Below are 23505 nucleotides of genomic sequence, written 5' to 3' on the forward strand. Positions count from 1 at the left end.
CTCAGCCTTTCGCTGCTTGGAGGAGTTGGCGGGTGTAGGGGTCGGTGGCGGAGCCCGCGACGTCGGCGCAGGTGCCGTGTTCGACGACGGTGCCGTGGCGGAGCACGGTGATGCGGTCGCAGGATTGGATGGCCTCGCCGAGGTCGTGGGTGACGAACAGGACGGCGAGGCCCCGTTCGGCGGCGAGGGTGCGCAGGGTGGTGGCGATGCCGGCCCGGGTGGAGACGTCGAGCATGCTGGTGGCCTCGTCGGCGATGAGCAGCACGGGGTCGCCGGTGAGGGCGCGGGCGATGGAGACACGCTGCCGCTGCCCGCCGGACAGCTGTCCGGGGTGGCGCCGCAGGAAGTCGGGGGTGTCGGGCAGCCCGGCCGAGCGCAGGGCGCGGTGCACCCGGTCGCCGCGTTCGGCGGCGGGGGTTTTGGACACGGCGAGGGGTTCGGCGACGAGGTCGCCGACCCGCATGCCGGGGTGCAGCGAGTCGTAGGGGTCCTGGTGGATGAAGCCGATCTTCTGCTGGAGCAGCCGCAGGGCTTTGCCGCGCTGGGCGGTGAGCTCCTGCCCGGCGATCTCCACCCGGCCGGCGGCGGGGCGGATGAGGCCGAGGAGCACCCGGGCGAGGGTGCTCTTGCCCGAGCCGCTCTCCCCGACGAGCCCGTGGATCTCCCCGGCGCCGATGGTGAGGTCGACGTCGGCGAGGGCGGTGGTGGTGCGGGCGCGGCTGCGGAAGGTGTGCCGGAGCCCGGTGGCCCGCACGGCGATGTTCTGCGGGGCGCAGTCGGCGCGCGGCACCGTCGGATAGGTGGGGAGGGCGTCCTCGTCGTGCCGGTGGCAGGCGACGTGGCTTTCGCCGTACGGCATGAGCCCGGGTTCCTCATCCACGCACCGTGAGGTGGTGAGGGGGCAGCGCGGGGCGAACCGGCAGCCGGTGAGGGTGTGGTCGAGCGCGGGGGCCTGGCCGGGGATGCTGCCCCAGGGCACATCACGGTCGGGGGCGGGTGTCGCGGTGAGGAGGCCGTTCGTGTAGGGGTGGGTTTTGTCCTGCCGGTGCAGCAGTCTCGCGGAGGGGGTGACCTCGGCGAGCCTCCCGGCGTACATCACGGCGATGCGGTGAGCGTGTGGCAGCAGCCCGGTGAGGTCGTGGGAGACGATGAGCAGGCTGATGTTCAGCGAGGCGAGCAGGCTGAGCACGTGCCGCTGGCTGATGGCGTCGAGGCCGGTGGTGGGCTCGTCGGCGACGAGCAGCCGCGGTTCGCCGGCGAGGGAGAGGGCGATGGCGACCCGCTGGCGTTGCCCGCCGGACAACTCGTGCGGATAGCACTTGAGCATGCTCGCCGGCAGGCCGACCCGGTCGAGCAGGTCGGCGGGGGTGGCGGTGCCCTTGTGCAGGGTGAGCATCTCGGTGAGCTGACGCCCGACGCGGTGTACGGGGCTGAGCCCGGTCATCGCGCCCTGCGGCACGATGGCGATGCGTTTGCCGCGCACGCCGGCCCAGTCGCGGCGGCCGGCGAGTTCCTCACCGGCGAGCAGCGCCGAGCCGGTGACGACGGCGTTGCGGGGCAGCAGGCCGAGGAGGGCGCGGGCGAGGGAGGTCTTGCCGCAGCCGCTCTCGCCGACGAGGGCCACGATCTCGCCTTCGGCGACGTCGAGGTCGACGCGGTCGACCGCCGGGCGGGCGCCGTAGGAGACGGTGAGGTCGCGCATGGTCAGCGTCATGACGAGTTGGCCTCCTTAAGCGCGGGGTTGAGGCGTTCCTCCACGGCTATGCCGATGAGTGCGAGCCCAAGCACGGTGAGGGTGATGGCCGCGCCGGGCGGCAGCGCCCACCAGAGCCAGGCCTCGGACAGGAAGACGCCGTTGGACTGCACCCAGTAGAGGGTGGTGCCCCAGCTCGGGGTCGTGGGGTCGCCGAGGCCGAGGAAGGACAGGGTGGCGTCGTAAAGGATGGCGCGCATCGCCGTACGCACGAAGACGGGGATGAGCAGCGGCCCGATCAGATAGGAGCCGTGGCGCACCAGCAGCCACCAGCGGGGCGCGCCCATGGCGCGGGCGACCTCGAGGTGGCCGCGCGACCAGGCGGTGAGCACGGCGGCGCGCAGCACGCGGGCCGGGACGGGCCACAGGATGAGCGCGAGGATCGCGACCCTGATGCCGAACGCCTGCCCGAGGAAGGCGGCGGCCAGGATGAAGAGGATCAGCTCCGGCAGGATCAGCATGATGTCGATCCCGCGCATGATGGTGGCCGACATCCATCGCGGCCCGATGCCGGCCGCTCCGCCGACAACGGCGGCGATCACGGTGGTGGCGACGGCGACGAGGAAACCGAGGCTGAGCGAGGTGCCGGCGCCCACCACGAGCTGCTCGAACAGGTCGCGGCCGAGGTCGTCGGCGCCGAGCGGCAGGCCGGGCCCTGGCGGGGCGTACGGCGTGCCGACGCGGGCGTGTCCCGCGCCCTCGGGCAGCAGGAAGCCGTAGACCGCGACGCCGACGACCGCGGTGAGGATGGCGGCGCCGATGAGGCCGGGTGTGCCGAGCAGGCCGTGGGCGCGGCGCAGGGCGGTCATCGTGCTCCTCCCGCGCGGGCCCTCGGGTCGAGCAGGGGGTAGGTCGCGTCGGCGACGGCGTTCATGACGACGACCATGACGGTGAGCACCAGGAATGCTCCTTGCATGAGCGGGTAGTCACGGGCGGAGATCGCGTTGAACGTGAGCCGTCCGAGCCCGGGGTAGGCGAAGACCGTCTCGACGACGATCGAACCCGCCGCCAGGAAGCCGATCTCCATCATGATGATCGTGTGCACGGGCAGCAGCGCCGGGCGCAGTGCGTGCCTGCGCACGATCTGGCGGTACGGCACGCCGCGCGCGTGGGCATGTTGCACGGGTTCGCTGGTCAGCACCGTGAGCAGGGACGAGCGCGTGTAGAGGAACAGGTAGCCGAACCCGGTGAGGGTGAGCGTGGTCACCGGCAGGACGAGGTGCTGGGCGACGGCGCCGATCGTGACCACTCCGTCGGGGCCGACCGCCCCGAAGGTGGGCAGCATCCGCAGCTGCACGCTGAACAGGACGATGAGCAGCATCCCCAGCCAGAACTGCGGCAGCGAGTCGAACACGATCGCGCCGCCCAGCAGCCCCGACCCCTTGCCCTTGCGGCGGCGCAGCGCGCCGATCACGCCCAGCGTCACGCCGAGCAGGGCGGTGATCACGATGCTCGTGCCGACCAGCAGCAGCGTCCAGGGGAGTGCCTCTCCCAGCACCTCCATGACGGGGCGGCGCTGGGACAGGGACATGCCGAGGTCGAGGCTGAAGACGTTGCCGAGGTAGGTGAAGAACTGCTCGTGCAGCGGCTGCCCGAAGCCGTACTGGTTGGCGATCTGGGCGCGTTCCTCGGCGGTGAGCTGCGCCAGCGCCTCGGGGCTGCCGAACAGCTTGAGCGGGCCGCCGGGCAGGGCCCGCGGCAGGGCGAAGTTGAGGGTCAGGGCGATGAAGAGCACCGCGGCATATTGCGCCAGCCGACCGGCGGTGTAGCGGCCGTAGCTCCGGCGCCCACGTTCGGTGGGCGCCGGTGTCTCCGTTTGTACCATGGCCGTCAAAGCGCCATGTCGACGAGGGAGAACTTGTTGAGCGCGGCCGCGCCGTCCTGCCAGGCCCAGCCGTCGTAGGTGTCCTTGCGGAAGGCGTAGGTGCCGTTGCGGTAGTAGAGCGTGAGGAACGGCACCTGCTCGGCGAGGAGCTTCTGGAGCTGCTTGGCTGCCTCGCTGCGCTCTTCCATCGTGGGCGCGGAGGTCAGCGTCTTGACCACGGCGTCGACCGCGTCGTTCTTGAAGCCGACGACGTTGAGCGGGCCGTCCTTGTGGTCGGAGGCCACGAGCTGGGCGATCATTCCGCTGCTGAGCATGGTCGGGGCGGACCAGCCCCACATCGACATGTCGTAGTTGCGGCCCTGGGCGACGTCGTAGTCGGGCCACACCTTCGCGTCGAGCGAGTCGGAGTCGAGCGAGGTGATCTTCACGGCCACGCCGACGTTCTTCAGCATGTCGCGGATCAGTTCGGCGGCGCGCAGCCGGTCGGTGCTGGAGCTCTGCACGAGCAGCTCGTACGACATCGGCTTGCCGGACAACACGCGGATCCCGTCGGCGCCGGGCGCCGCGCCGAGTGCGTCGAGGTCGCGCTTGGCGCCCTCGGGGTCGAACAGCGGCGGCAGTTCGTCGGCCTTGATGGGGGACTTGGCGTGGATGAAGCCGGGGTTGCCGGGGGTGCCCTGGCCGAGCAGCACGGTCTTCACCAGGTCGTTGACGTCGATGGCCTTGGCCAGGGCCCGCCGTACCTCGGCTTTGTCGAAGGGGGCCCGCCCGGTGTTGAACGCGAGCAGGGTGGAGGCGAACTCGGTGCCCTCGACGATGCCGATGTTCGGCTGCTGCTTGAAGGACTGGAGCTGCTGCGGCGGCACGAGCCGGGTCGACATGTGCACCTCGCCGGTGCGTAGGGCGGCGAACTGCGTCGCCTCCTCGGGGATCACGACCACCTTGACGGTCTGCACCTTGGGCTTGCCCATGGCGTACGCGGCGTTGGCGGTCAGCGTGTAGCCGCGCGAGGGGTCGTAGGTCGTCAGCTTGAACGGGCCGGTGCCGACGGCTTTGTCGGTGCCCGCCTCCTTGACCTTGGTGACCGATTCCCAGAGGTGCTTGGGCAGCATCGCCATGTCGGCGAGCAGGCGCCGGGGGAACTCGGGGTCGGGCGCCTTGAGGGTCATCGTCACCGTGTCGCCTTCGGCGCTGACCTTCTCGATGGGGCGCACGTCGATGGCGGAGTCGCCCTCCATGTGCTCGCGGTAGTAGTCCACGCTGAAGAGCACGTCCTCGGCGGTGAAGGGCTTGCCGTCGTGCCAGGTCACGCCGGAGCGCAGCGGCAGGGTGTAGACCTTGTTGTCGGTGGTCTGCACCTCTTTGGCGAGAAGGGGCTTGATCCCGTCGCCTTGGACCGTGACAAGTGAATCGAAGATGAGGTTCACCAGGTTGTCGCCGGGGTATCCGGTCTGGTTGGTGAACGGGGTCAGCGTGCTCTCGTCGGACGAGATGGAGATGGTGACGGATGCGGCGGTTCCGGCGGTCTTCTGACCTGGGGCGCCCTGGTTCTGCACCGGTGCGGTGTTGCCGCCGCACGCGGCCAGCGTCAAGGCGAGCAGGCCTGCCGCGGCGATCGACCTGGGTGTCCGACGGTACATGAAACCTCCGGGGGGTATCTGAGGTCTAGGCCACCCCCATGGAGGAGGAAGCATGTTGAAGGTGACTCTATAGGGCATTTACGGAGATTCAAGGTTTGCTTTGGACCGTCACAAAACCTTGATCTGGGTAACCGCAACATCGGCCTGGCGGCTGTGAGCTGCGCCGATGGTCGCCGGAGGCGCCCACGGGGGGTATGGGCACCTCCGGCGGGCGTCCGCTGGGGGGCGGTTCGGAAACTATAAGCGATAGTAGGCCGGGTGGGGGGATCTTCGGCGGCTGTGCCCTCCCCGGCCAGCACATGTACACCAATCGGCCACTTGGCTCACAGAAGCTCCTTATGCTCAATTGTCACCAAGGAGTCTCATGCGTAGGATCCCGCTGCTCTCGGTCGCCGTCCTGGCCGCGATCGCCGTCTCGGCCACCTCGGCAGGGGCGGACCCGGACACCGCCCGCAAAGCACCGCCGTCCGGTCCCGCCGCGCCGGAAACCGTGCCGGAAACCGCGCCGGACGCCGCACCGAACGCGGCCCCGTCCCCCGGCGGCACGCTCACCGTGCAGAACGCCACCGTGCGCGCCGGGCAGCCCGTCGCCTTCACCTACTCGACGCCGGCCCCCGGCCCCACGAACTGGATCGGGATCTACACCGATCCCGGCGACGGCCCCGTCGACCGGAGATTCGTCGGCCCCTCCCTCAAGTGGGTCTACATCCCGAAGGCGAGCGGCACCGCGACCCTGCCCACCGAGGGCCTCCAGCCGGGCGACTACATCGCCTTCGCCCTGGCCGAAGACGGCTACGAGTGGCTCGCCCAGCCGGTGAGATTCCGCATCACCGACGGCGGCGCCCTCCGCTTCGCCGCCGAGCGGATCCCGCTGCGCAACGCGCAGGCCGGCCGCCCCTACGCGGCGACCGTGCGCGGCCTGGTGCGCGGCGACCTCGACGGGCTGACCTTCGAGAAGGTGTCCGGCCCCGGCTGGGTGCGGGTCGCCGCCGACGGCGCCGTCACCGGCACGCCCCCGCCGGGCGAGTCGTCGAAGACGACCGTGGCCGAGGTGCGCGTGGCCAACAAGGCGGGCGAGAGCCGTACGGCACGGCTGGAGGTCGGCGTGCGGCCTCCGGGAGCCCGGCTCGTGCCCACGCTCAAGGCGCTGAGCTGGAACCTCTGGCACGGCGGCTCACAGGTGAGCGGCGGGCGTGAGAAGCAGGTGAGGTTCCTCCTCGACCACGACGTCGACGTGGTGGGTGTGCAGGAGGGCTCCAATGAGTCGGTCAGGGAGCTCGGCGAGGCGCTGGGCTGGGACTACTACCAGGCGGGCGACGTCGGGGTGCTCAGCCGCTATCCGATCGTGGCGCGCGGGCCGCTCCCGTCGCAGTCGCACCTGCCCGTGTCCAACGTGCGGATCCGGCTCGACGAGCGCCGGCGCACCGAGGTCGCGGTGTGGAACGTCCACCTCGGCTACACGCCTTACGGCCCCTACGACGCCTGCTTCGGCAAGATGACGGTCGAGCAGTTGCTCGCCCGTGAGGCCGAGTCGCGGCGCACGGCGCAGATCGAGGGCGTGATGCGGGCGATGCGCGCCGACCTGGACGCCGCCGACCGCACCCCGGTGCTGCTCACCGGAGATTTCAACGCGCCCTCGCACCTCGACTGGACCAAGCGCGACTCGCGCTGCGGTTACGGCGACGTGCCGTGGCCGACGTCCGTGTTGCCCGCGCGGGCCGGTCTGAAGGACACCTTCCGCGTCGCCAATCCCGACCCGGCGGCGGCGCCCGGGATCACCTGGTCGCCGATCTACAAGACCTTCACCGGCGGATATGGGCATGACGCGCACAAGGGCGAGCCCGAGCCGCAGGACCGCATCGACTTCGTCTACGCCAAGGGCGCGTCGCTCACGGTGAAAAGCTCGGCGGCCCTCGTAGAGGGAAAGCCGGCGCCGGTGCCGGACCACCGCGACAACCAGTGGACGTCGGATCACGCGGCGGTGCTCACCGAGTTCATCGTGAAGTGAGCGGGCACGGCCCGGAGGTTGTCCGCCTCCGGGCCGCGTCAGTAGCTCTCACGCAGGGCACGGAGCTCGGCATCGGATATGCCGGGCAAGCCGTAAGCCTCGGCGAACTCCCGTCCATATCGCCCGTCGCCCAGGTTGTAGTGCAGACTCCACAGCGCCGCGGCCAGGTCGGCCTCAGGGGAGGCGAGCCCGGCGTCGCCGACGTCGATGAACCCGGTGACCCCCGTGCCGTCGGCCAGCACATTGGGCAGGCAGGCGTCGCCGTGCGTCACGACCGCCCCCGGGGCGGGCTCCCCGAAGGGGCAGCCGTCCGGGTCGAGCGTGTGGAACATCCGCAGCGCGCCGGCGAGCAGGCGCACGAGAGCATCGGGCCGGGGAAGGAAGGCCGTGAGGTCGTCACCGGGCACCGCGGCGGTGATGAGGCAGTCGGCCGAGCCCGGCGTGCCCCAGCCGAGCACCTCCGGCACCGGCAGCCGCCCGGCGAGCCAGGCCAGCCGGTCGCGCTCGCCGGCGAGGTCCGCGCCCACCTTCACGTAGGCGGCCCCGCCTCCGGGGCGCACCACGCGGTAGACCGTGTTGTCGTCCCTGGCCCGCACCTCGGCCCACGCCGCCGGCGTGCCGCCCAGCTCGTGCGCCACCAGCTCGTCGACCTCGCGCGACCTTCCCACGCCTCCCGCCCCCCGTTCAGCCCCGCCCCTCGACCGGTTCGAGGTCCGACCAGGAGCGTACGGCACTGCCCGCGGCACGCCACTCCTCCAGCAGTCCGGCCGCCCGCTCCGGGGGAGCGCCGAGCCAGAGTGTCTGGCTGCCGCCCTCGTTCTGCGGGCGCCTGCTCTCCACGCTGCTCTCGCTGCACCTCGCGCTCAGGATGCGGAAGTTGCCCGCCGGCTGGGCGCCGAGGTCGTGGTCGCCGAAGAGGAGGATCAGCTCGTCGATGTCCTTGCCCTCGCGCGCGGTGACCGTCACGGTGAAGGTCGGCAGCGGGGAGGGAGCAAAGAGCATGAGCTCGTCGAAGACGGGATATGTCACATCGGCCACGATCCGCTCCCCGTTGGGGACGCCGTCGTGCAGCACGATCTCGCCGTAGCGCCGCTCGGTGGCGACCGGCACGGTCAGGACGCGCGCCCGGGTAGGGCAGATGCGCCGCACCCACACCACCTCGCTGCTCTTCTCGTCCCGCAGCCGGACGCACGCCGTGCCGAAGTCCTGGACGATCTCCCCCTCACCCGGCTCGACGGCGATGCCGTACCCCGCCCAGGCATCGCGGGCGGTGGCCCAGTCGCGCATGATCGTGGCGGCGATGCCGAGGTTCCAGAAGGCCGGGTCCTGCTCGCCGCGGGCCGAGCGGGCCGCCGCCTCCCTGCCGCGGGTATACGCCCTGGGCCAGTCGCCGAGGAACTTGTACGCCAGTGCCAGGTCGAACCACCACACGGCGCTCTTGTCCGCGTTCGGCAACTCGGCGACCAGTTCCTCGAAGCGCACGGCGGCGGTGGGCCAGTCCTCCTTGTCCCACGCCCGGTAAGCCGCGTCTTCCACGTCTTGCCAGCCCATATGGCCTTCTCTCTGGTCGACTCACCGCAACGGCCCTTATCGATCGCCAAACGGTGGGGCGATGGAAAACGTGCCCGGTGTCACGGGGGCGCCACCGGGCACGTCCGCGCTTGCACGCGTAGCGGAGGCCACGCCTGGTTGAGCCGCGTCACCTCCGTCGTCACCGGTCCGGCCGAGAGTGGCGTTCTCCTCCGGAGTGGTGCGTGCGGGGGACGTCGAACGGGTGTTCCGGCTCACGGGGCTGTCAGGAGTGGGAGATTCCGCGTAACTTCTACTATAAGTAGTAGTAGATAAGTGGGGTGTAAACCTAGCTCCGATAGCCGAGCAGGGTCATCATGCCGCTCTCCCCGTGATAGAGGTTGTGGCAGTGCACCATCCACAACCCGGGGTTGTCGGCGTCGAAGTCGGCGTGCAAGGTGCGGCCCGGCAGCACGACCGCGGTGTCCTTGCGGATCCCCTCGCCGCCCAGGGCGAAGGTGTGGCCGTGCACATGCATGGGGTGCCACATCGTGGTCGTGTTGACGAAGGAGACCCGCACCCGCTCTCCGGCGCGCACCTCGGCGATGGTCCTGGGGTCGTATTTCCGCCCGTTGATGCCCCAGTCGTACCTCATCATGCCGCCCGTCAACTCCATGGTGATCGTGCGATCCGGCCTCCTGCCCGCCAGCCGTACGGCTGCCGCCGGCGTCAGCGCGTCATACCCGATCACCAGCCGCTCCAGCTCCGCCGGCCGCACGCCGGCCCCCGGCGCGCGTCCGCCGCGGCTTGTGCGCACGAGGGCGCGGGCCAGGGCCTTCTTCCCCTCCGCGAGCGCCACCAGCGGGAACACACCGTCCTTGAACGTCACCAGCACGTCGTAGCGTTCCCCCATGCCGATCAGCAGGGCGTCGGTCGCCGCGGGCTCGACCGGGTAGCCGTCGGTGTGCGTGACCGTCATGCGGTGCCCGCCCAGCGCGACGCGGAACGCGGTGTCGCCCCCGGCGTTCACGAACCTGATCCGCACACGCGCGCCGGGTTTGGCGGTGAAGGTGACGGGGGCACTCGGCAGGCGGCCGTTGACCAGGTAGTGGGGATAACGCACGTCTCCCGCGTCACCTCCGAGCAGGGGGCTTCTGGCGCCCATCATCATGAAACCTCCCGGGGACGGCGTGGTGCCCGCCTCCCCCTCCCCGTGGTCCATGCTCTCCATGGAACCGTGGTCCATGCCGCCCATGCCGCCGGAGAGCTCGGCCATCACGTCGTCCGGGGTGCCCGTCACGCCGTCCAGCCAGTCGTCGAGGACCACCACCCACTCCTCGTCGTAGGCGAGTGGCTCGGCGGGGTCCTCGACGATGATCGGGGCGTAGAGTCCCCGGTCGAGCTGGGTGCCCACATGCGGGTGGAACCAGTGGGTGCCCGCGTTGGCGGCGCCGAACTCATAGACATACTCCTGGCCGGGCCGCACCGGCTCCTGCGTGACACCGGGCACGCCGTCGGCGTTGTTGCGCAACGCCAGCCCGTGCCAGTGGACGGTGGTCTCCTTCGGTAGCTCGTTGATGAGCCGCACCCGCACCGTCTCGCCTGCCTTGACGCGGATCTCCGCTCCGGGGACGGTGTCGCCGTAACTCCACGTCCTGACGGTCTTGCCGCCGAGGTCGATGGTCTGCTCGACGGCCCGGAGCGTGTGGTCGCGCACCGCTCCCGGCCGCCGCGCGGCCTCCGCCGCCGCCACCGCCGGGTCGGCGGGGCCGATGAAGGAGGGGGCGGCGGCGGGTGGCCTGCCGCCCGCACATCCGGTCAGCGCCGCGCCCGCGGCCAGGCCGAGCCCGCCGATGAGAAAGCCGCGCCGGTCTATCGATCGCATGGGTGATTGCCTCGCTTGTCGTGTGGTCGGATCGTCTGCCGGGGCGGGCTTCGCCGAGGGCATGCCGGCGCGCGTGCCGGAGATGTCCGGCACGTAGAGACGCATGGGTCATGGTCCTGGCGGCCCGCGAGCGGATCTCTAGATCCGCAGCACCGCCACACGGGTGAGCACTAGAGCGAGGAGAGGCGGCCCATGGCGGCTCGTGCCGTACGGCATGAGCCCGCGTGGCGTGAGCCGTGTGAACCCCCCGCCCGGCGCGAGGGTGAACAGGGCGAGCAGGGGGAGCAGCGTCAGCAGGGCGCCGGAGGAGAGGATCGCCAGGCAGATCCACAGCGGGGAGGCCGGGGAGGGCCCGTCCTCGGGGGTGGCGTCGCGCGTGACCGCGGCGGGCTCGTGCCCGGCGGCGCTATGGGAGGCCGCCGCGGTGGAGGTCGTTGCGGGGGAGTGGCCGTCGTGGTGGCCGAGGGTGTGCATCGAGACGACGCCGACGGCCACCAGCAGCAGCAGGGCGATGTGCTGGAGCGCCCCCACCGCCGTCCGCCGCGCCACCATGGCCCGTCACCTCCGGCGCCAGTCTACTATGTGCAATCGTAATTGACGCGCTCGCCCAGGGACGGAAGAGCCGCCTCAGAGCATGATCAGCGTGTGGCAGTGGTGGGCGAGGAAGGAGCCGACACCGGGGACGAGGACCACGGCGGCGGGGCCGGTCAGGAGCAGGCCGACGGCGAGCAGGCCGGCGAGGCGCTCGCGGCGGCCCAGCGGGGCCTCGGGGTTGAGCATGCGGCGGACCCGCATAAGGGCGGTCTCGCCGCCGGCGCCGAGCGTGAACGCCGGGGGCCTGCCCGTGGCGAGGCCCACGAGCGCGGCGGCGATCTGCACCCGGGGGTGGCGGCGGGCGGCGACGTCGTCGGCGGCGAGCTCCACCAGACGGGTGATCTCGACCTTGGCGCGTGAGAAGAGCGGGACACCGGGGAAGGCGCGCCTGAGGGCCGCGGCGCCGACGAGCACGAGGTGATGGCGGCCACGCAGGTGCGCGTGCTCGTGGGCGAGCACCGCGGCGACCTGGGCGGGGGCCAGGGAGCCGAGGGCGCCGGTCGTGATCACGGCCTGGCCGGGGCGGCCGGGCAGGCAGTAGGCGACGCGCTCGTCGTGGTCGACCACGACGGCGCCGAGCTCGTGGTCGTGGCGGCCGAGGAGGGCCAGGAGCTCGGCGTGCCGGCGGCGCTCGGCCCGGGCCCGCAGCAGCTCGGCCACCGCGCAGTAGGCGATCCTGGCGGCGACGAGACCGGAGCCGGCCAGCCCGGCGAGAGCGGCGGGGGAGGCGGTGAACTCGCCTTCGCCGAGCAGGAGCGCGCACGCCTCGAAGAAACTGGCCAGGCCGTGCCCGATCGCGGAGGCCGGGACGGCGAGCGCGAGCCCGGCCAGCAGCGCCGACACGACCACCGAGGCGCCCGCCGCCTGCCACAGCGCGAGGGCGAGCCGGGGCGCGCGATGGCGCCACGCGCCCCGGCTCAGCAGCCGGGGCAGCACGAACGCCGCCGCGACGGCGTAGAGCCCGAGGAGGGCGGCGGTCACTCGTCGCGCCCCTTCGCCGGGAACACCTGCAGGGCCGCCGACAGGGCTTCGGCCTCCTCCGGGGTGAGCCGCTCCAGGAAGTGCACGAGGGTGGCGGCTCTATTGCCGCTCTGCGCGAGAGAATCACGCATCAACTCAGCGGTATATGCCTCTTTAGAGGCCACGGTCTCATAAATGTAGGCACGGCCAAGCGGGCGGCGTTTGAGGAGGCCTTTGGTGTGGAGCTTGTCCATCACGGTCATGACCGTCGTATAGGCGATCTCACGGTCTTTGCGTAGGTCTTCAAGCACGTCCCGCACCGACGCCGGCCTGCGGTAGGACCACATGCGATCCATGATCGTGGACTCCAGGTCGCCTAAGCCGCGCATCATGGAGACCTCCTCCTCACCTGCGGATCCCTCATGCTACTTGCAAAACGCGCCGAGGCCTCGGCCGCCCATCCGCTCCCTTATCCTGCCCTGTCGCATGCGATCGCGGTATGGCAAAGGAGGGCACTGGGCTTCCGTTTATCCGGTTGAGCATGACAACGCTCCCCGGCAAGCCGCATAAGTCCGCCCAGCGATCGCATGCAGGCCGATAAACCCGCTCGCCCGGTGCTTGTCCGCCGGGCTTCGTATGATGGCCCGATGATTTCCCCCGACGGCGCTCCCGCCCTCGACGACGCTGCTCTGACGCTACGCCGCGTCTTCGGTTATGACACCTTCAGGGAGGGGCAACGAGAGATCATCGACCACGTCGTGGCGGGCGGCGACGCCCTCGTGCTTATGCCGACCGGCGGGGGCAAGTCGCTCTGCTACCAGATCCCCGCGCTCGTGCGCTCCGGCACCGGCATCGTGGTGTCCCCGCTGATCGCGCTCATGCAGGATCAGGTCGACGCCATGCGGGCCCTCGGGGTGCGGGCCAACTTCCTCAACTCCACGCAGGGCGTCGACGAGCGGCGCACGGTCGAGACCCTGTTCGCCGCAGGTGAGCTCGATCTGCTCTACCTCGCCCCCGAGCGGCTCGCCCTGGAGTCGACGATGCGGCTCATCGACCGGGCCGAGGTCTCGCTGTTCGCGATCGACGAGGCGCACTGCGTGTCCCAGTGGGGGCACGACTTCCGGCCCGACTACCTCACGCTGTCGGCGCTGCACGAGCGCTGGCCCAAGATCCCGCGGGTGGCGCTGACCGCGACGGCCACTCCCGCCACGCGCGAGGAGATCGTGACCAGGCTGGGCCTGGGCGAGGCGCGGCAGTTCGTGGCGAGCTTCGACCGGCCCAACATCGACTATCGCATCGAGCCGAAGAAGGAGCCGAAGCGCCAGCTTCTCAAGCTGCTGCGCGGCGAGCACGCCGGCGACGCCGGGGTGGTCTACTGCCTGTCCCGGGGCTCGGTCGAGAAGATCGCCGCCTTTCTGGTGGAGAACGGCATCCATGCCTTGCCCTACCACGCGGGGCTCGACGCGCGCGTTCGCGCGGAGCACCAGGCGAGGTTCCTGCGTGAGGACGGGGTGGTCATGGTGGCGACCATCGCGTTCGGCATGGGCATCGACAAGCCGGATGTGCGGTTCGTGGCGCACATGGATCTTCCGAAGTCCGTCGAGGGCTACTACCAGGAGACCGGCAGGGCGGGCCGCGACGGGCTTCCGGCGACCGCCTGGCTGGCCTACGGGCTGCAGGACGTCGTGCAGCTCCGCAAGCTGATCGACACCTCCGAGGGCGACGACGCGCACCGGCGCAACCTCGCAGCTCATCTGTCGTCGATGCTCATGTTGTGTGAGACGGTCGAGTGCCGGAGGGTGGGGCTGCTCACCTACTTCGGGCAGGAGAGCAGCCCGTGCGGCAATTGCGACACCTGCCGGTTCCCGCCGGAGTCGTGGGACGCCACGGTGGCGGCGCAGAAGGTGCTCTCCACGGTGTTCAGGTTGCAGCGCGAGCGGCGGCAGAAGTTCGGGGCCGGGCAGATCATCGACATCCTGCTGGGCCGCCACACCCCCAAGGTCGAGCAGTTCAACCACGCGTCGCTGACGGTGTTCGGGGTGGGCACCGAGCTTGGCGAGTCCGAGTGGCGTGCGGTCGTGCGCCAGTTGCTGGCCCTCGGGCTGCTGGCCGTCGAGGGTGACTACGGCACGCTGGTGCTGACCGCGGCGAGCGCCGACGTGCTCGGCCAGCGGCGTGAGGTGCGCATGCGCAGGGACAAACCGCGCCCCGCGGCCCCCGCCGCCTCAGCTCCGGCGAAGCCGGCGGGTGGCCCGGCTCCGGCCAAGTCGCGCCGCGCTGCGCCCGTCGAGCTCTCGGCCGAGGCCCAGCCGGTGTTCGAGCGGCTGCGCGCCTGGCGGACGGCGGCGGCCAAGGAGCAGGGGGTGCCGCCTTACGTGGTCTTCCACGACTCGACGCTGCGCGAGATCGCGACGCGCCTGCCGGGGTCCCTCGCCGAGCTCGGCGAGGTGGGCGGTGTGGGGGACAACAAGCTGGCGAAATACGGTGAGCAGGTCCTTGAGACGCTCGCAGAGATCGCTACGTAGCGGGGGCGGTGCGGTGTCACCGGGGCCCACGGTGATACATGTTGATTTGGATGCCTTAGGGGATTTGTCGTAGATCACCTTTACGGTGGCCACTGGGCTCGTTTCCAGCGGTCCAGACGTTGAACCACTTGATGGGCATGGTTCTCTACCCCTGCGAGGTGCACGCGATGGCCGCCACACCGGCCAGTCAGGCGTCGGTCAACGAGCTGAGATATCCGGCCGGTTCACTTGTGCTCCTCTCCGGGCTTCCCGGTGCGGGCAAGAGCACCCTGCTGGAACGGCTCTACGACTTGACCGGTGAGGAGACCCAGCCGGTGATCGCGACCGGCGGCGTGCGCGTGATCGACTCACGGCAGGCACGCAAACGATGGGAAGAGGTGCTGCGGCCGCTGCCGTCCCGGCTGCAGACACCGTTCGTGCACACTACACACACCTGGCGCGTGATCCGCGCGGTCCTCCGCGGCCACACGGTCGTCGCGCACACCAGGGGCACCTGGCCCCACCTGTTGTACGGCTTCGCCTGGCTGGCCCGGCGCGCACACGGCGAGATGCATTTGATCATGTTGGACGTGGAGCCGGCGACGGCTCGCGCCGGGCAGCACGCGCGCGGCCGGGTGATCGCCCGTGTCTCGTTCGCCCGGCATTGCCGGCGCTGGGAGACGTTGATGAAGCGGGCGCGCGCCGGTTCGATGCCGCCCGCGGCCAGTGTGACCGTGCTCAGCAGGCCCGCCGCGGCTCAGGTGCGGGCCATTCGTTTCGACCCTCCGGCTTCGGCAGCCGAAGAATCCGGTAGCCGGAGGTGAGTGGGGCGGCGGAAACTGGCCGGATGGCCGGTGAGTTAAATAGCGAAAGTCAGGGTGGTTTCTTTTGCCGCCGCTCGCGTGATTTATGAAGCATGCCGGTGTTGGGGGTGTAGTGGGGAAATGCCGCAACCCCTACCATGCCGCAGGCCGGTCGGGACTTTCACTCGTGGAGCATGCGCGGACGCCGCGCGTGCTCCGTCCCGCCTGTTGTGAGCCGCGTGATACCAGAAGTCCGGCGGGGTGGGTGGGGCTGGTGAGAGAGGGGAGACGCCCACATTTGGGATGCTACCCAGGGTGATCGGCTCGGCGTGGCGTAAGTGACCGTCCACGTCATTCCCGGTCACCGCTCGAATCCGGTTGATTATCGCGATGAGTGGTGGCCGAAACGGCAAGCCCGGATATAAATGTGGGTTGACACCCTGAAAGTGGAACATTACCATCGGTCACGTTATGCGCCCATTGAGATAGTTTCTTGCGGCTACATGGGCTATAGCCGGTGGTGAGGATGAGCCGGTGCTATATCAACGGTTGGGTAGTTCGCGCCCCGTTGACGTTAGATTCTGATTTCGCTTTTCAATCCCGTCCGAGGATCTCCGAGGGGACTATGAAAACCGGCCCGTCGACCTCCGCGGTGACCAGGGGGTCACAACCTCAGCTCGAGCCCCCCGCCGCCCCGCGCCCCTGGTAGGGGGCGATGCCTGTGAACACCGCCCACGCGGCCGGTCTCGGCCTGCCCCCGTCCCCCGCCTCCGTCGAGGTGTTCCTCAACGGAGCCGTCGACACCGAACCGGTCGCAGGCGCCGCACCCGTCGCCACCCTGGCCGAGCTGTTCGGCTCCCTGCTCCCGCGGGCCGGCGCCGTGGTCGTGATCGCTCTGCCGGGCTCCACCGCGCTTCTGCGCCACTTCTTCGGCACGCTCTTCGCCGGCGCGGTGCCCGTGCTCGCCGCCCCCACCACGCCCGCCTCCCGGCTCGGCGAACTCGCCCGCCGGCTGGGCGCCACCGCGCTCGTGGTGCCGCGAGGCAAGGCCGTGCCGTACACCACGGCGGCACGCGCGCAACTCCCCGGCGCCGACGTGCTGGTCCTGCCCGGGCCGCACCGCCTGCACCGGCCCGGCCAGGTCATCCTGCTCACCTCGGGCACCTCCGGCGTGAGCAGCGGCTGCCTGCACAGCGCGTCCGCCCTCATGCGGAACGCCGCATGGCACGCCGCCTCCATCGGCCTCACCTCGGACGACACGATGCTGGTGAACCTGCCGATGCACTTCTCCTACGCCCTGGTCGCCCAGGTGCTCGCGGCGATGAGCGCCGGCGCCCGCATCGTCGTCGACCGGCCGCCGTGCAGCCAGGCGAGGTATACGGCCATGCTGAAGGAATACGGGGTGACCGCTTCCTCCCTGATGCCGTGTTTCGTGCGCCGGTTACTGGCGGGCGGCTGGTCGGCGCCGCGCGGCCTGCGCGCACTCACCGTAGGCGGCGACATGCTGGAAGCCGGCGCCGTCGGCGCCCTGCTCAGCCGGGCCCCCGGCACCGAGATCTACCTCACGTACGGCCTGGCCGAGGCGGGCCCGAGAGTCAGCACCCTGGCCGCCCACCTCGAACCGCCGCACCGGCACACCTCCTGCGGCCGCCCCCTCGACGGCGTGGGGATCACTCTGCGCCCCCGAGGCGAGGACGGCCCGGCCGAGCTCGTGGTGGCCTCGGAAACCGTGATGCTCAGCCGCGTCGGCGTCCCCGAGGGAGAGGCGAACACCGCCCTCATCACGCCCGGCCGGGTCGCCACGGGCGACCTCTTCGACGTCGACCGCGACGGCTACCTTTACTTCCGGAGCCGGCTGACCGACTTTCTGGTCGTCAACGGCAGCAGGGTGTCACTCGGCTCGGTGCGCCGCCTGGCCTCATCCCTCCCCGGAGTCGTCGGCGCCCGCACCCGCCCGGGCCTTGAAGAATGCGGCGAACCCTCCTATGAACTCGACCTATACATGCACGACATGTCCGACGACGCAGTCGAACGCGCCACCTCGGCCCTCCTCGGCGGACTCCTGCGAACCGAACACCCCCACCGCATCCGCGCCCTGCCCCACGACAGCGTCGAGGCCCTGCCCAAGTAGAGCTTCACGTAGGTGTTCCCGGTGAGGTCTGGGCAGGAGGACGGTCAAGCCAAGGTCGCCCGCTGAGTGTCGCGGCCAGGTGCGTGCGGGGTCTAGCGGTGCTTTTGCGCGGCATCGACTGGACCGTCCGAGGTGGCTAGCTGCGCGCGGCGTCCTGGGGGCGCGGGGTGTCGGGGACCGCCGGTTCGAGAGCCTTTTCGTGCAAGGCGAGGGAGGTGCTTTCGCCGCGGCGGCGGCGGGACCAGGTCCACACGGTGAACACCACGCCGCCGAAGGGGATCTCGATCAGGTAGGTGAAGAACCAGAACAGCAGCACCGCCGCCGAGGTGGCCGCCGGGGCGGTGCCGAAGGTGGCGGTCATCAGGAGCACCGTGCCGGCTTCGCTCACGCCGCTGCCGCTGGGGGTGATGGTGACCGTGCTCAGGAGGCGGCCCAAAGCGAAGGCCGCGATGGTTTCGGCGAAGCCGACCTCGACGCCGGTCGCCCACAGGCACGCGTGGAACAGCGCCGCCTGGAGGGCGAGGAAACCGAGCATGCCGGCGGTCATGGTGAGCCAGCCGCGCCGCACCACGTCGAGAATGCTGAGCCGGAGGCCGACGAAGGACGCGACGACCTTGTCCCGCGACGGGCGGCGCCTTTCCGGGACGACCTTCACCACGACGGCGGCGCACTTGCCGAGGGCGCGGGCGGCGCCTTCCCGCCACAGGCCGGCGATCAGCAGGGCGGCGGCACCGGCCAGCGTCAGGCCCGCGGTGCTCGCGGCGGTGGCGAAGCCGTCGCTGACGACGCGGCCGGTCGCGAGGAGGCAGACGATGCCGGCGACCGGCAGCAGCAGCCGCGACAGGTTGTTCCAGATGCCGCTGACCAGGACGAACGTGGTGATGGACCGGTTGTCGTGCCCCCAGATGCGGGCCATCGCGAAGGTGACGGGCACCCCGACCGCCGCGCCGCCGAAGGGCAGCAGGTTGCTGACCGCGCTGCCGACGCCGCTGACGACGACGCCGCGCAGAGGCGTCAGGCCGGGCAGCGACCCCACGAGCACATAGCTGTACGCCCACAGGCTGCTCAACCACAGCGCCGTCAGCACACCCCATTCGAGCAGGCTCAGCCGGGCGAACTCGGACAGGATCTGCTCCCATCCGACCCCCACCAGGAACGGCATGGCGATGAGCAATCCCGCTCCGAGCGCCAGCGAGACCACTGATATCGCGACGCGCGCGATGATGTTCCCCCTCATCGCCGACTACCCTAGGAGCGAGGACCGGCGATGCGCATCCAACCGTAGGTGGAGCTTGTGGAGGCGGAAATCAGCAAGGCGAGGTGGCCGGTCCGGATACTGCGGACCTTGCCGGCGTCGCCCGCCTATGCTCCGGTGACCGGTGCCGCTCTCGGTCTGCTCGGCGCGGTGGAACTGGTGCGTGTCCACGGTGGCACGTTCACGTGGTTGTGGGTCACGACGCTCGCCGCCACGGTGCCGCTGGCGTGGCGGAGCCTCTATCCGGTCCCGATGGCATATGTGGTGACCGTGGCGGCCCTGTCGTCTTACGTCATCAGGCCGGAGTTGTTCTTCGCCGTCGCCATAGGCGGACTGGTCGGTCTCTACCACCTCGCCTACCGCTCCAAAAACCCGACGCGCCTCGCGGTTGCCGCCCTCATCGTCTTGATCGTCGTCATCGCGGCCGGTCGGCGATGGGAGGATCCCGAAGGACTCTTCGGCGAACCGGTGGTCTTCGCCGTGTCCCTCATCGCGGTGATCAGCCTCGCCGACGCCGGTCGCAGCCGCCGCCGCATACGGCAGGAGCGTGAGGTCGCGCTCGCCCGCGTCGTGGCGGCCGAGCGGCAGCAGGCAGTGCTGGAGGAACGCGCCCGCATCGCCCGCGAACTGCACGACGTGGTCGCGCACGCGGTCTCCGTGATCGCGGTCCAGGCCGAGACCAGCCAATACATTGAGCCCGGACTGACCGACGGGGGCAAGGAGGGGTTCCGCAGGATCGCGGTGTCGGCGCGGAGCGCGCTCACCGAGCTGCGGCAGGTCCTCGACGTGCTGCGCCAGGAGTCCGACACCGCGCAGACCACGCCGCAGCCCACCCTCGCCGAACTCGCCGACCTCGTCCGCCTCCACCGGGAGGCGGGGGAACGGGCCGAACTGCGCGTCGAAGGCGACCCGGCCGAGTTGCCGCAGGCGGTGGAGATGTCGGCCTACCGCATCGTGCAGGAGGCCCTGACGAACGCCCGCAGGCACGCCCCGGGCGCGACCACCCACGTGACGATCATATATCGGCCCGCCTGGGTCACCGTACGGGTGGCCGACGACGGCGGCACCCGGCGCTCCGCCGCCCACCCGGGGCCCCGCGGCGTCGGCCACGGCCTGCTGGGCATGCATGAGCGTGTGGCGATGCTCGGCGGACACCTCACCATGGGCCCCCGCGACGGTGGCGGCTTCACGGTGCGGGCGGAGCTGCCCGCAGGCGCCGGCGCGCCGGTACGGCGGAGCCCCGTCAGCCCCGTCCACCGGCGTGAACACCACCACGGAAAGGACTGATGGGCATGACGATCCGGGTCCTGGTCGCCGACGATCAGGCGATCGTCAGGGCCGGCTTCGCGGGCCTGCTCTCCACCCAGGACGACATCGAGGTCGTGGGACAGGCGGTGGACGGCGCCGAGGCGGTCGACCTGGCCGCGCGTCACCGACCGGACGTCGCCCTGCTCGACATCCGCATGCCCCGTATGGACGGCATCGAGGCCGCCCGCCGCATCCTCGCCGACGCTCCTCGGACCCGAGCCCTGATGATCACGACCTTCGACGTGGACGACTACGTGTACGCCGCCCTCGCCGCCGGTGCGAGCGGATTCCTGCTCAAGGACGCGACGGCCCCCGAACTCCTCGAAGCCGTTCGCGTCGTAGCCCGCGGCGATGCCCTCCTCGCCCCCTCGGTCACGAAACGCCTCGTCGCCGAGTTCGCCCGGCAGCGCCGCCGCCTGGTCGTGCCCCGGCAGGTGGAGGAGCTGACCGCGCGGGAACGCGAGGTGCTCACCCTCATCGCCGCCGGCCTGTCCAACGGCGAGATCGCCGGGGAACTCGTCGTCAGCGAATCGACCGTCAAGTCCCACATCAACCGGCTCTTCGCCAAACTCGGCCTGCGTGACCGCGCCCAGGCAGTCATCTTCGCCTACGAGCACGGCTTGGCGGGCAACGGCTGAGCAACCCCGACAGCCCTTCGGCGCTGAGCGGCACTTGAGTGGCGGGTGCTTAGAGGGCGGGGCGGCGTTGGCCGGAAGGCCGTCGTCGCGGCAGCCCGGCCAAGTCGAAGTCGTCCGCACCTGCCTTCGGCGGAGGGGCGCGGGAGCATGCGGCCGAAGAGACTGCCGGCGGGTGATGTCCGAGAGGTAGTGGGCCGCCCCTGAGGGACGGTGCTCTCCACCCTGGGGCGGAGAGGTCGGTTGCCGGGTGGAGGTGAGAGTCCCACCCGCGGCTTGACGATCGGCGGGCGGTGCCGTTCCTAGCATCGGAGAGACCAGGGCCCGTACACGGGCCGGTGATCGATCTCGCCAGGGGGACGACATGCCCGCGGACACACCAGGCCGGTACGGCGGAACGGCGTCCGCTGCGACCGAGCCCGCTCCAGTGCCTTCCCGCGGCGCCGCACCCGCGCGACCCGTCCTTCCCCCGCGGGACGGGTTGCGCGTGCGCTTCGCCGCCTCCTTACTCCGCGGGCTCGCGCCGCGCGTGTCGTTCGTGGAGAACGAGGTGGCCGGGCTAGCCGGTGTCGTCCGTCCGGGAGACGTGTGCCTGGACCTCGGTGCGGAGTACGGGCTCTACACCTATCCCCTCGCCCGCCTGGTCGGCGGGCGAGGGGCCGTCCACAGCGTGGAGCCGCTTCCCGGGCCGGCCGCCTTGCTCGCGGCGGGCATCAGGGGGCTCGGCTGCGCCAACGTGCGGCTTCACCGCGTCGCTCTCGGCGGCCGGCGGGGTGAGGCGGTGATGAGCCTGCCGCTGCGCGGCGGATTGCCGGTGCACGGGCGGGCCTATCTCACCGAGGGGGCCCGGGGCCCGGGGCCGAACGTGGAGTTCCGCCGCACCCGCGAGGTGCGGACCGCCGTCACCACGCTCGACGCGCTGTGCCGGGACGAGCGGTTGCACCGGGTCGACTTCATCAAGGCCGACGTGGAGGGCGCCGAGGCTGCGGTGCTCCAAGGAGGCGCCGAGGTGCTGGTACGGCACAGGCCCACGTTGATGTTGGAAATCGAGGACAGGCACCTGGCGAAATATGGCTGCGACTCCTCCGCGGTGGTCGATCCCCTCCGCGAACTCGGCTATCGCATGCACGTCTTCCGCTCCCCGGCGTGGCGGCGGACCGACGTCGTCGACGAGTCCAGCCGCAACTATCTGTTCACCGCGAACCGCCGTAGGGGGTGATGTCCATGCCGGGATAGAGATCGGCGACACCACGCAGCGTGTCCTCGTTCCAATAGGGGTCCTCCGGCGTCGGGAATCCGATCAGTTCGCGCTGGCCAGGCGTCGCCTTTTCGATGAACCGCCGGATCGGCGCGGATTTCGGGTCGGCGGGCAACGCCGACCAGGACCGCTGGAAAGCCCCGGGTGCGGTCGCCGCGTGGTAGTTCATGAAATGCGCGAACCGATATCCCTTGTCGGCCCGTACGGCGGAGCCGCGGTGCACGGTCGTGCCCTGAAAGAGCAGCAACGACCCGGCGGAGGCGATGATCGGCTGCTCGCCCGCATAGAGCTCGGGGTAGTCCTTTTGGTCGAACGCCGCATGGCCTTCCTTCGTCATCATCGGCGTGTCGCCCACTCGGTCACGCGGCACCACGAAGGTGGGGCCGAGCTCCCCAGTCACGTCGGTGTAGTAGACGATCGCGAAGACGCGCAGGTAGTGCCCGTCGGATCGGGGGCAGACCAGGGAGGTCTTCTCCCAGCCGTCAAGGTGGAGGCGCTGGTCCCGGTCGGGGCCGCACAGCGGGCCGTACTTCGCCTGGAGCAGCGAGTCGCCGAGGCGCACCTGCGGAGTTCCGAGCACCTTCGTCAGGAAGGCGATCGTCTCGGGGTGGGCCGTGACCTGGTTGAGCGCGTCGCCCTCGAAGGGGAACGTCGCGAAGCGGTCGGTCTTGCGATAGCGCTCGGGTGTGGCGAGGAACTCGTCGACGTCGGGGAAGTAACGCGCGATATCCCGCCGGCAGCGGTCAAGCTGCTCAGGGGGGATGAACCCGGGGATCAGGACGTGGCCTTCGGCGAGGAATTCGTCGATGTGCTCCTGGGTGATGTGCATCTCTCCACTTCCCTTGCCCTAGAGGCCGATGTTTTCCGTGAGGGAGCGTATTGGTGGGGCGCGGTCAACCGGTTGACTCGCCGGTCGACATTTATCCAGGCAGATCGGTATCGGCTGGCCGGCTGTGGATAGTCCGGCGAGCCTGGGAGGGTGGGGCGGATTTACCGACAGTATCAACTGAGGATTTCCATGCAAGAGGGAGATTCTGCTCTCCGACGGCATGCGGGTTTGCTTTGCCGTCGGCAGTGGACTGCATTTGTGCAGGTGGTAGGGGGTTTATGTAGGTCAATGATGTAGTGCGACCCTTCTATGTGATAATTCCGACTTCCCTATCCGATGATGCGCTGCCTAGCCTGGTGGAGCTTCAGGGGAGTTTCGCCGGGATGTTCCGGCGCTCTTTCTCCTGATATCCAGAGTTCTTCTCTGTATGCGGGAGGAGGTGGAAGAACATGGAGCGGCGTGAGCTTGAGCTTGAATTCCTCGGCAAACTGGAGGATGTGACTCAGGGTTGGACCGGCCCCACCTGGGACTACTGGGATGGTGACTGGACCCCGTGAATCCAGGGAGATTCTTCTCAGCATCCCGGAAAACCGTTGGGTGAGGCTTTT

The 23505-nt window shown here is 70.3% G+C and carries 19 protein-coding genes; 7 read left to right on the forward strand and 12 right to left on the reverse strand.

The genetic code is table 11. The features are described 5' to 3' along the window. Position 1: 1 nt before the first annotated feature. From Ssi02_RS10100 to Ssi02_RS10115, 4 genes are read right to left on the reverse strand one after another with little or no spacing between them, the layout of a single operon-like run. The gene (locus Ssi02_RS10100) at positions 2–1714 is read right to left on the reverse strand and encodes an oligopeptide/dipeptide ABC transporter ATP-binding protein (protein WP_204024077.1); all 1713 of its coding nucleotides are present in this window, start codon (positions 1712–1714) and stop codon (positions 2–4) included. Continuing rightward, positions 1711–2562, reverse strand: a complete 852-nt coding sequence (locus Ssi02_RS10105; protein WP_204024080.1) for an ABC transporter permease — start codon at positions 2560–2562, stop codon at positions 1711–1713. The genes Ssi02_RS10100 and Ssi02_RS10105 overlap by 4 nt, the downstream gene beginning before the upstream one ends. Next, on the reverse strand, positions 2559–3578 hold the full coding sequence (locus Ssi02_RS10110) for an ABC transporter permease (RefSeq protein WP_239128780.1): 1020 nt from the start codon (positions 3576–3578) through the stop codon (positions 2559–2561). Before Ssi02_RS10110 ends, Ssi02_RS10105 begins: the two co-directional genes overlap by 4 nt. 5 nt (positions 3579–3583) lie before the next feature. Next, positions 3584–5218 carry an ABC transporter substrate-binding protein gene (locus Ssi02_RS10115; RefSeq protein WP_204024084.1) on the reverse strand — a complete coding sequence of 545 codons (1635 nt, stop codon included), beginning with the start codon at positions 5216–5218 and terminating at the stop codon, positions 3584–3586. 364 nt (positions 5219–5582) lie between these two features. Between Ssi02_RS10115 and Ssi02_RS10120 the strand changes: the two genes are divergently transcribed. Next, positions 5583–7226 (forward strand): endonuclease/exonuclease/phosphatase family protein, encoded by a 1644-nt coding sequence (locus Ssi02_RS10120; protein ID WP_204024093.1) that lies wholly within the window; start codon positions 5583–5585, stop codon positions 7224–7226. A 38-nt stretch (positions 7227–7264) separates the two neighbouring features. Here the strand turns inward: Ssi02_RS10120 and Ssi02_RS10125 are convergent, their stop codons facing one another. From Ssi02_RS10125 to Ssi02_RS10150, 6 genes are all read right to left on the reverse strand, one after another. After that, on the reverse strand, positions 7265–7894 hold the full coding sequence (locus Ssi02_RS10125; protein WP_204024112.1) for a phosphotransferase: 630 nt from the start codon (positions 7892–7894) through the stop codon (positions 7265–7267). A gap of 16 nt (positions 7895–7910) precedes the next feature. Then, the gene (locus tag Ssi02_RS10130) at positions 7911–8777 is read right to left on the reverse strand and encodes a tetratricopeptide repeat protein (protein WP_204024114.1); all 867 of its coding nucleotides are present in this window, start codon (positions 8775–8777) and stop codon (positions 7911–7913) included. Positions 8778–9084: 307 nt separating this feature from the next. Then, the gene (locus tag Ssi02_RS10135) at positions 9085–10620 is read right to left on the reverse strand and encodes a multicopper oxidase family protein (protein ID WP_204024116.1); all 1536 of its coding nucleotides are present in this window, start codon (positions 10618–10620) and stop codon (positions 9085–9087) included. A gap of 138 nt (positions 10621–10758) precedes the next feature. Continuing rightward, positions 10759–11172 carry a hypothetical protein gene (locus Ssi02_RS10140; RefSeq protein ID WP_204024118.1) on the reverse strand — a complete coding sequence of 138 codons (414 nt, stop codon included), beginning with the start codon at positions 11170–11172 and terminating at the stop codon, positions 10759–10761. 75 nt (positions 11173–11247) lie between these two features. Beyond that, entirely contained in the window at positions 11248–12195 is a 948-nt protein-coding gene (locus tag Ssi02_RS10145; protein ID WP_204024119.1) for a M56 family metallopeptidase, read from the reverse strand. After that, complete coding sequence (locus Ssi02_RS10150) at positions 12192–12566, reverse strand: BlaI/MecI/CopY family transcriptional regulator (protein WP_239128762.1); 375 nt, start codon at positions 12564–12566, stop codon at positions 12192–12194. The genes Ssi02_RS10145 and Ssi02_RS10150 overlap by 4 nt, the downstream gene beginning before the upstream one ends. Positions 12567–12821: 255 nt before the next feature. Here Ssi02_RS10150 and recQ point away from each other — a divergent pair, with 255 nt between their 5' ends. From recQ to amcH, 3 genes are all read left to right on the forward strand, one after another. After that, positions 12822–14699 carry a DNA helicase RecQ gene (gene recQ / locus Ssi02_RS10155; RefSeq protein ID WP_204024121.1) on the forward strand — a complete coding sequence of 626 codons (1878 nt, stop codon included), beginning with the start codon at positions 12822–12824 and terminating at the stop codon, positions 14697–14699. 167 nt (positions 14700–14866) lie between these two features. Next, positions 14867–15502, forward strand: a complete 636-nt coding sequence (locus Ssi02_RS10160; RefSeq protein WP_204024123.1) for an AAA family ATPase — start codon at positions 14867–14869, stop codon at positions 15500–15502. Between the two features lie 694 nt (positions 15503–16196). After that, positions 16197–17612 (forward strand): adenylate-forming 2-oxoglutaryl-ACP ligase AmcH, encoded by a 1416-nt coding sequence (gene amcH, locus Ssi02_RS10165; RefSeq protein WP_204024126.1) that lies wholly within the window; start codon positions 16197–16199, stop codon positions 17610–17612. Between the two features lie 136 nt (positions 17613–17748). Here amcH and Ssi02_RS10170 read toward each other — a convergent pair whose 3' ends face one another. Then, positions 17749–18849: a lysylphosphatidylglycerol synthase transmembrane domain-containing protein gene (locus Ssi02_RS10170; RefSeq protein ID WP_204024130.1), complete on the reverse strand. Its 1101-nt coding sequence runs from the start codon at positions 18847–18849 to the stop codon at positions 17749–17751. Positions 18850–18906: 57 nt separating this feature from the next. Between Ssi02_RS10170 and Ssi02_RS10175 the strand changes: the two genes are divergently transcribed. From Ssi02_RS10175 to Ssi02_RS10185, 3 genes are all read left to right on the forward strand, one after another. After that, entirely contained in the window at positions 18907–20154 is a 1248-nt protein-coding gene (locus Ssi02_RS10175; protein WP_204024133.1) for a sensor histidine kinase, read from the forward strand. Positions 20155–20159: 5 nt separating this feature from the next. Further along, a complete protein-coding gene (locus Ssi02_RS10180; protein ID WP_204024136.1) occupies positions 20160–20813 on the forward strand; it encodes a response regulator in 654 nt (217 codons plus the stop codon). Positions 20814–21174: 361 nt separating this feature from the next. Continuing rightward, positions 21175–22029, forward strand: a complete 855-nt coding sequence (locus tag Ssi02_RS10185; RefSeq protein WP_204024140.1) for an FkbM family methyltransferase — start codon at positions 21175–21177, stop codon at positions 22027–22029. On the opposite strand, the gene Ssi02_RS10190 is transcribed toward Ssi02_RS10185, so the two are convergent. Beyond that, positions 22004–22897 carry a phytanoyl-CoA dioxygenase family protein gene (locus Ssi02_RS10190; RefSeq protein WP_204024155.1) on the reverse strand — a complete coding sequence of 298 codons (894 nt, stop codon included), beginning with the start codon at positions 22895–22897 and terminating at the stop codon, positions 22004–22006. The two genes, Ssi02_RS10185 and Ssi02_RS10190, sit on opposite strands and share 26 nt — an antisense overlap. Positions 22898–23505 lie beyond the last annotated feature (608 nt).

The sequence above is a fragment of the Sinosporangium siamense genome (genome assembly GCF_016863435.1).
Classification (GTDB): Bacteria; Actinomycetota; Actinomycetes; order Streptosporangiales; family Streptosporangiaceae; genus Sinosporangium; species Sinosporangium siamense.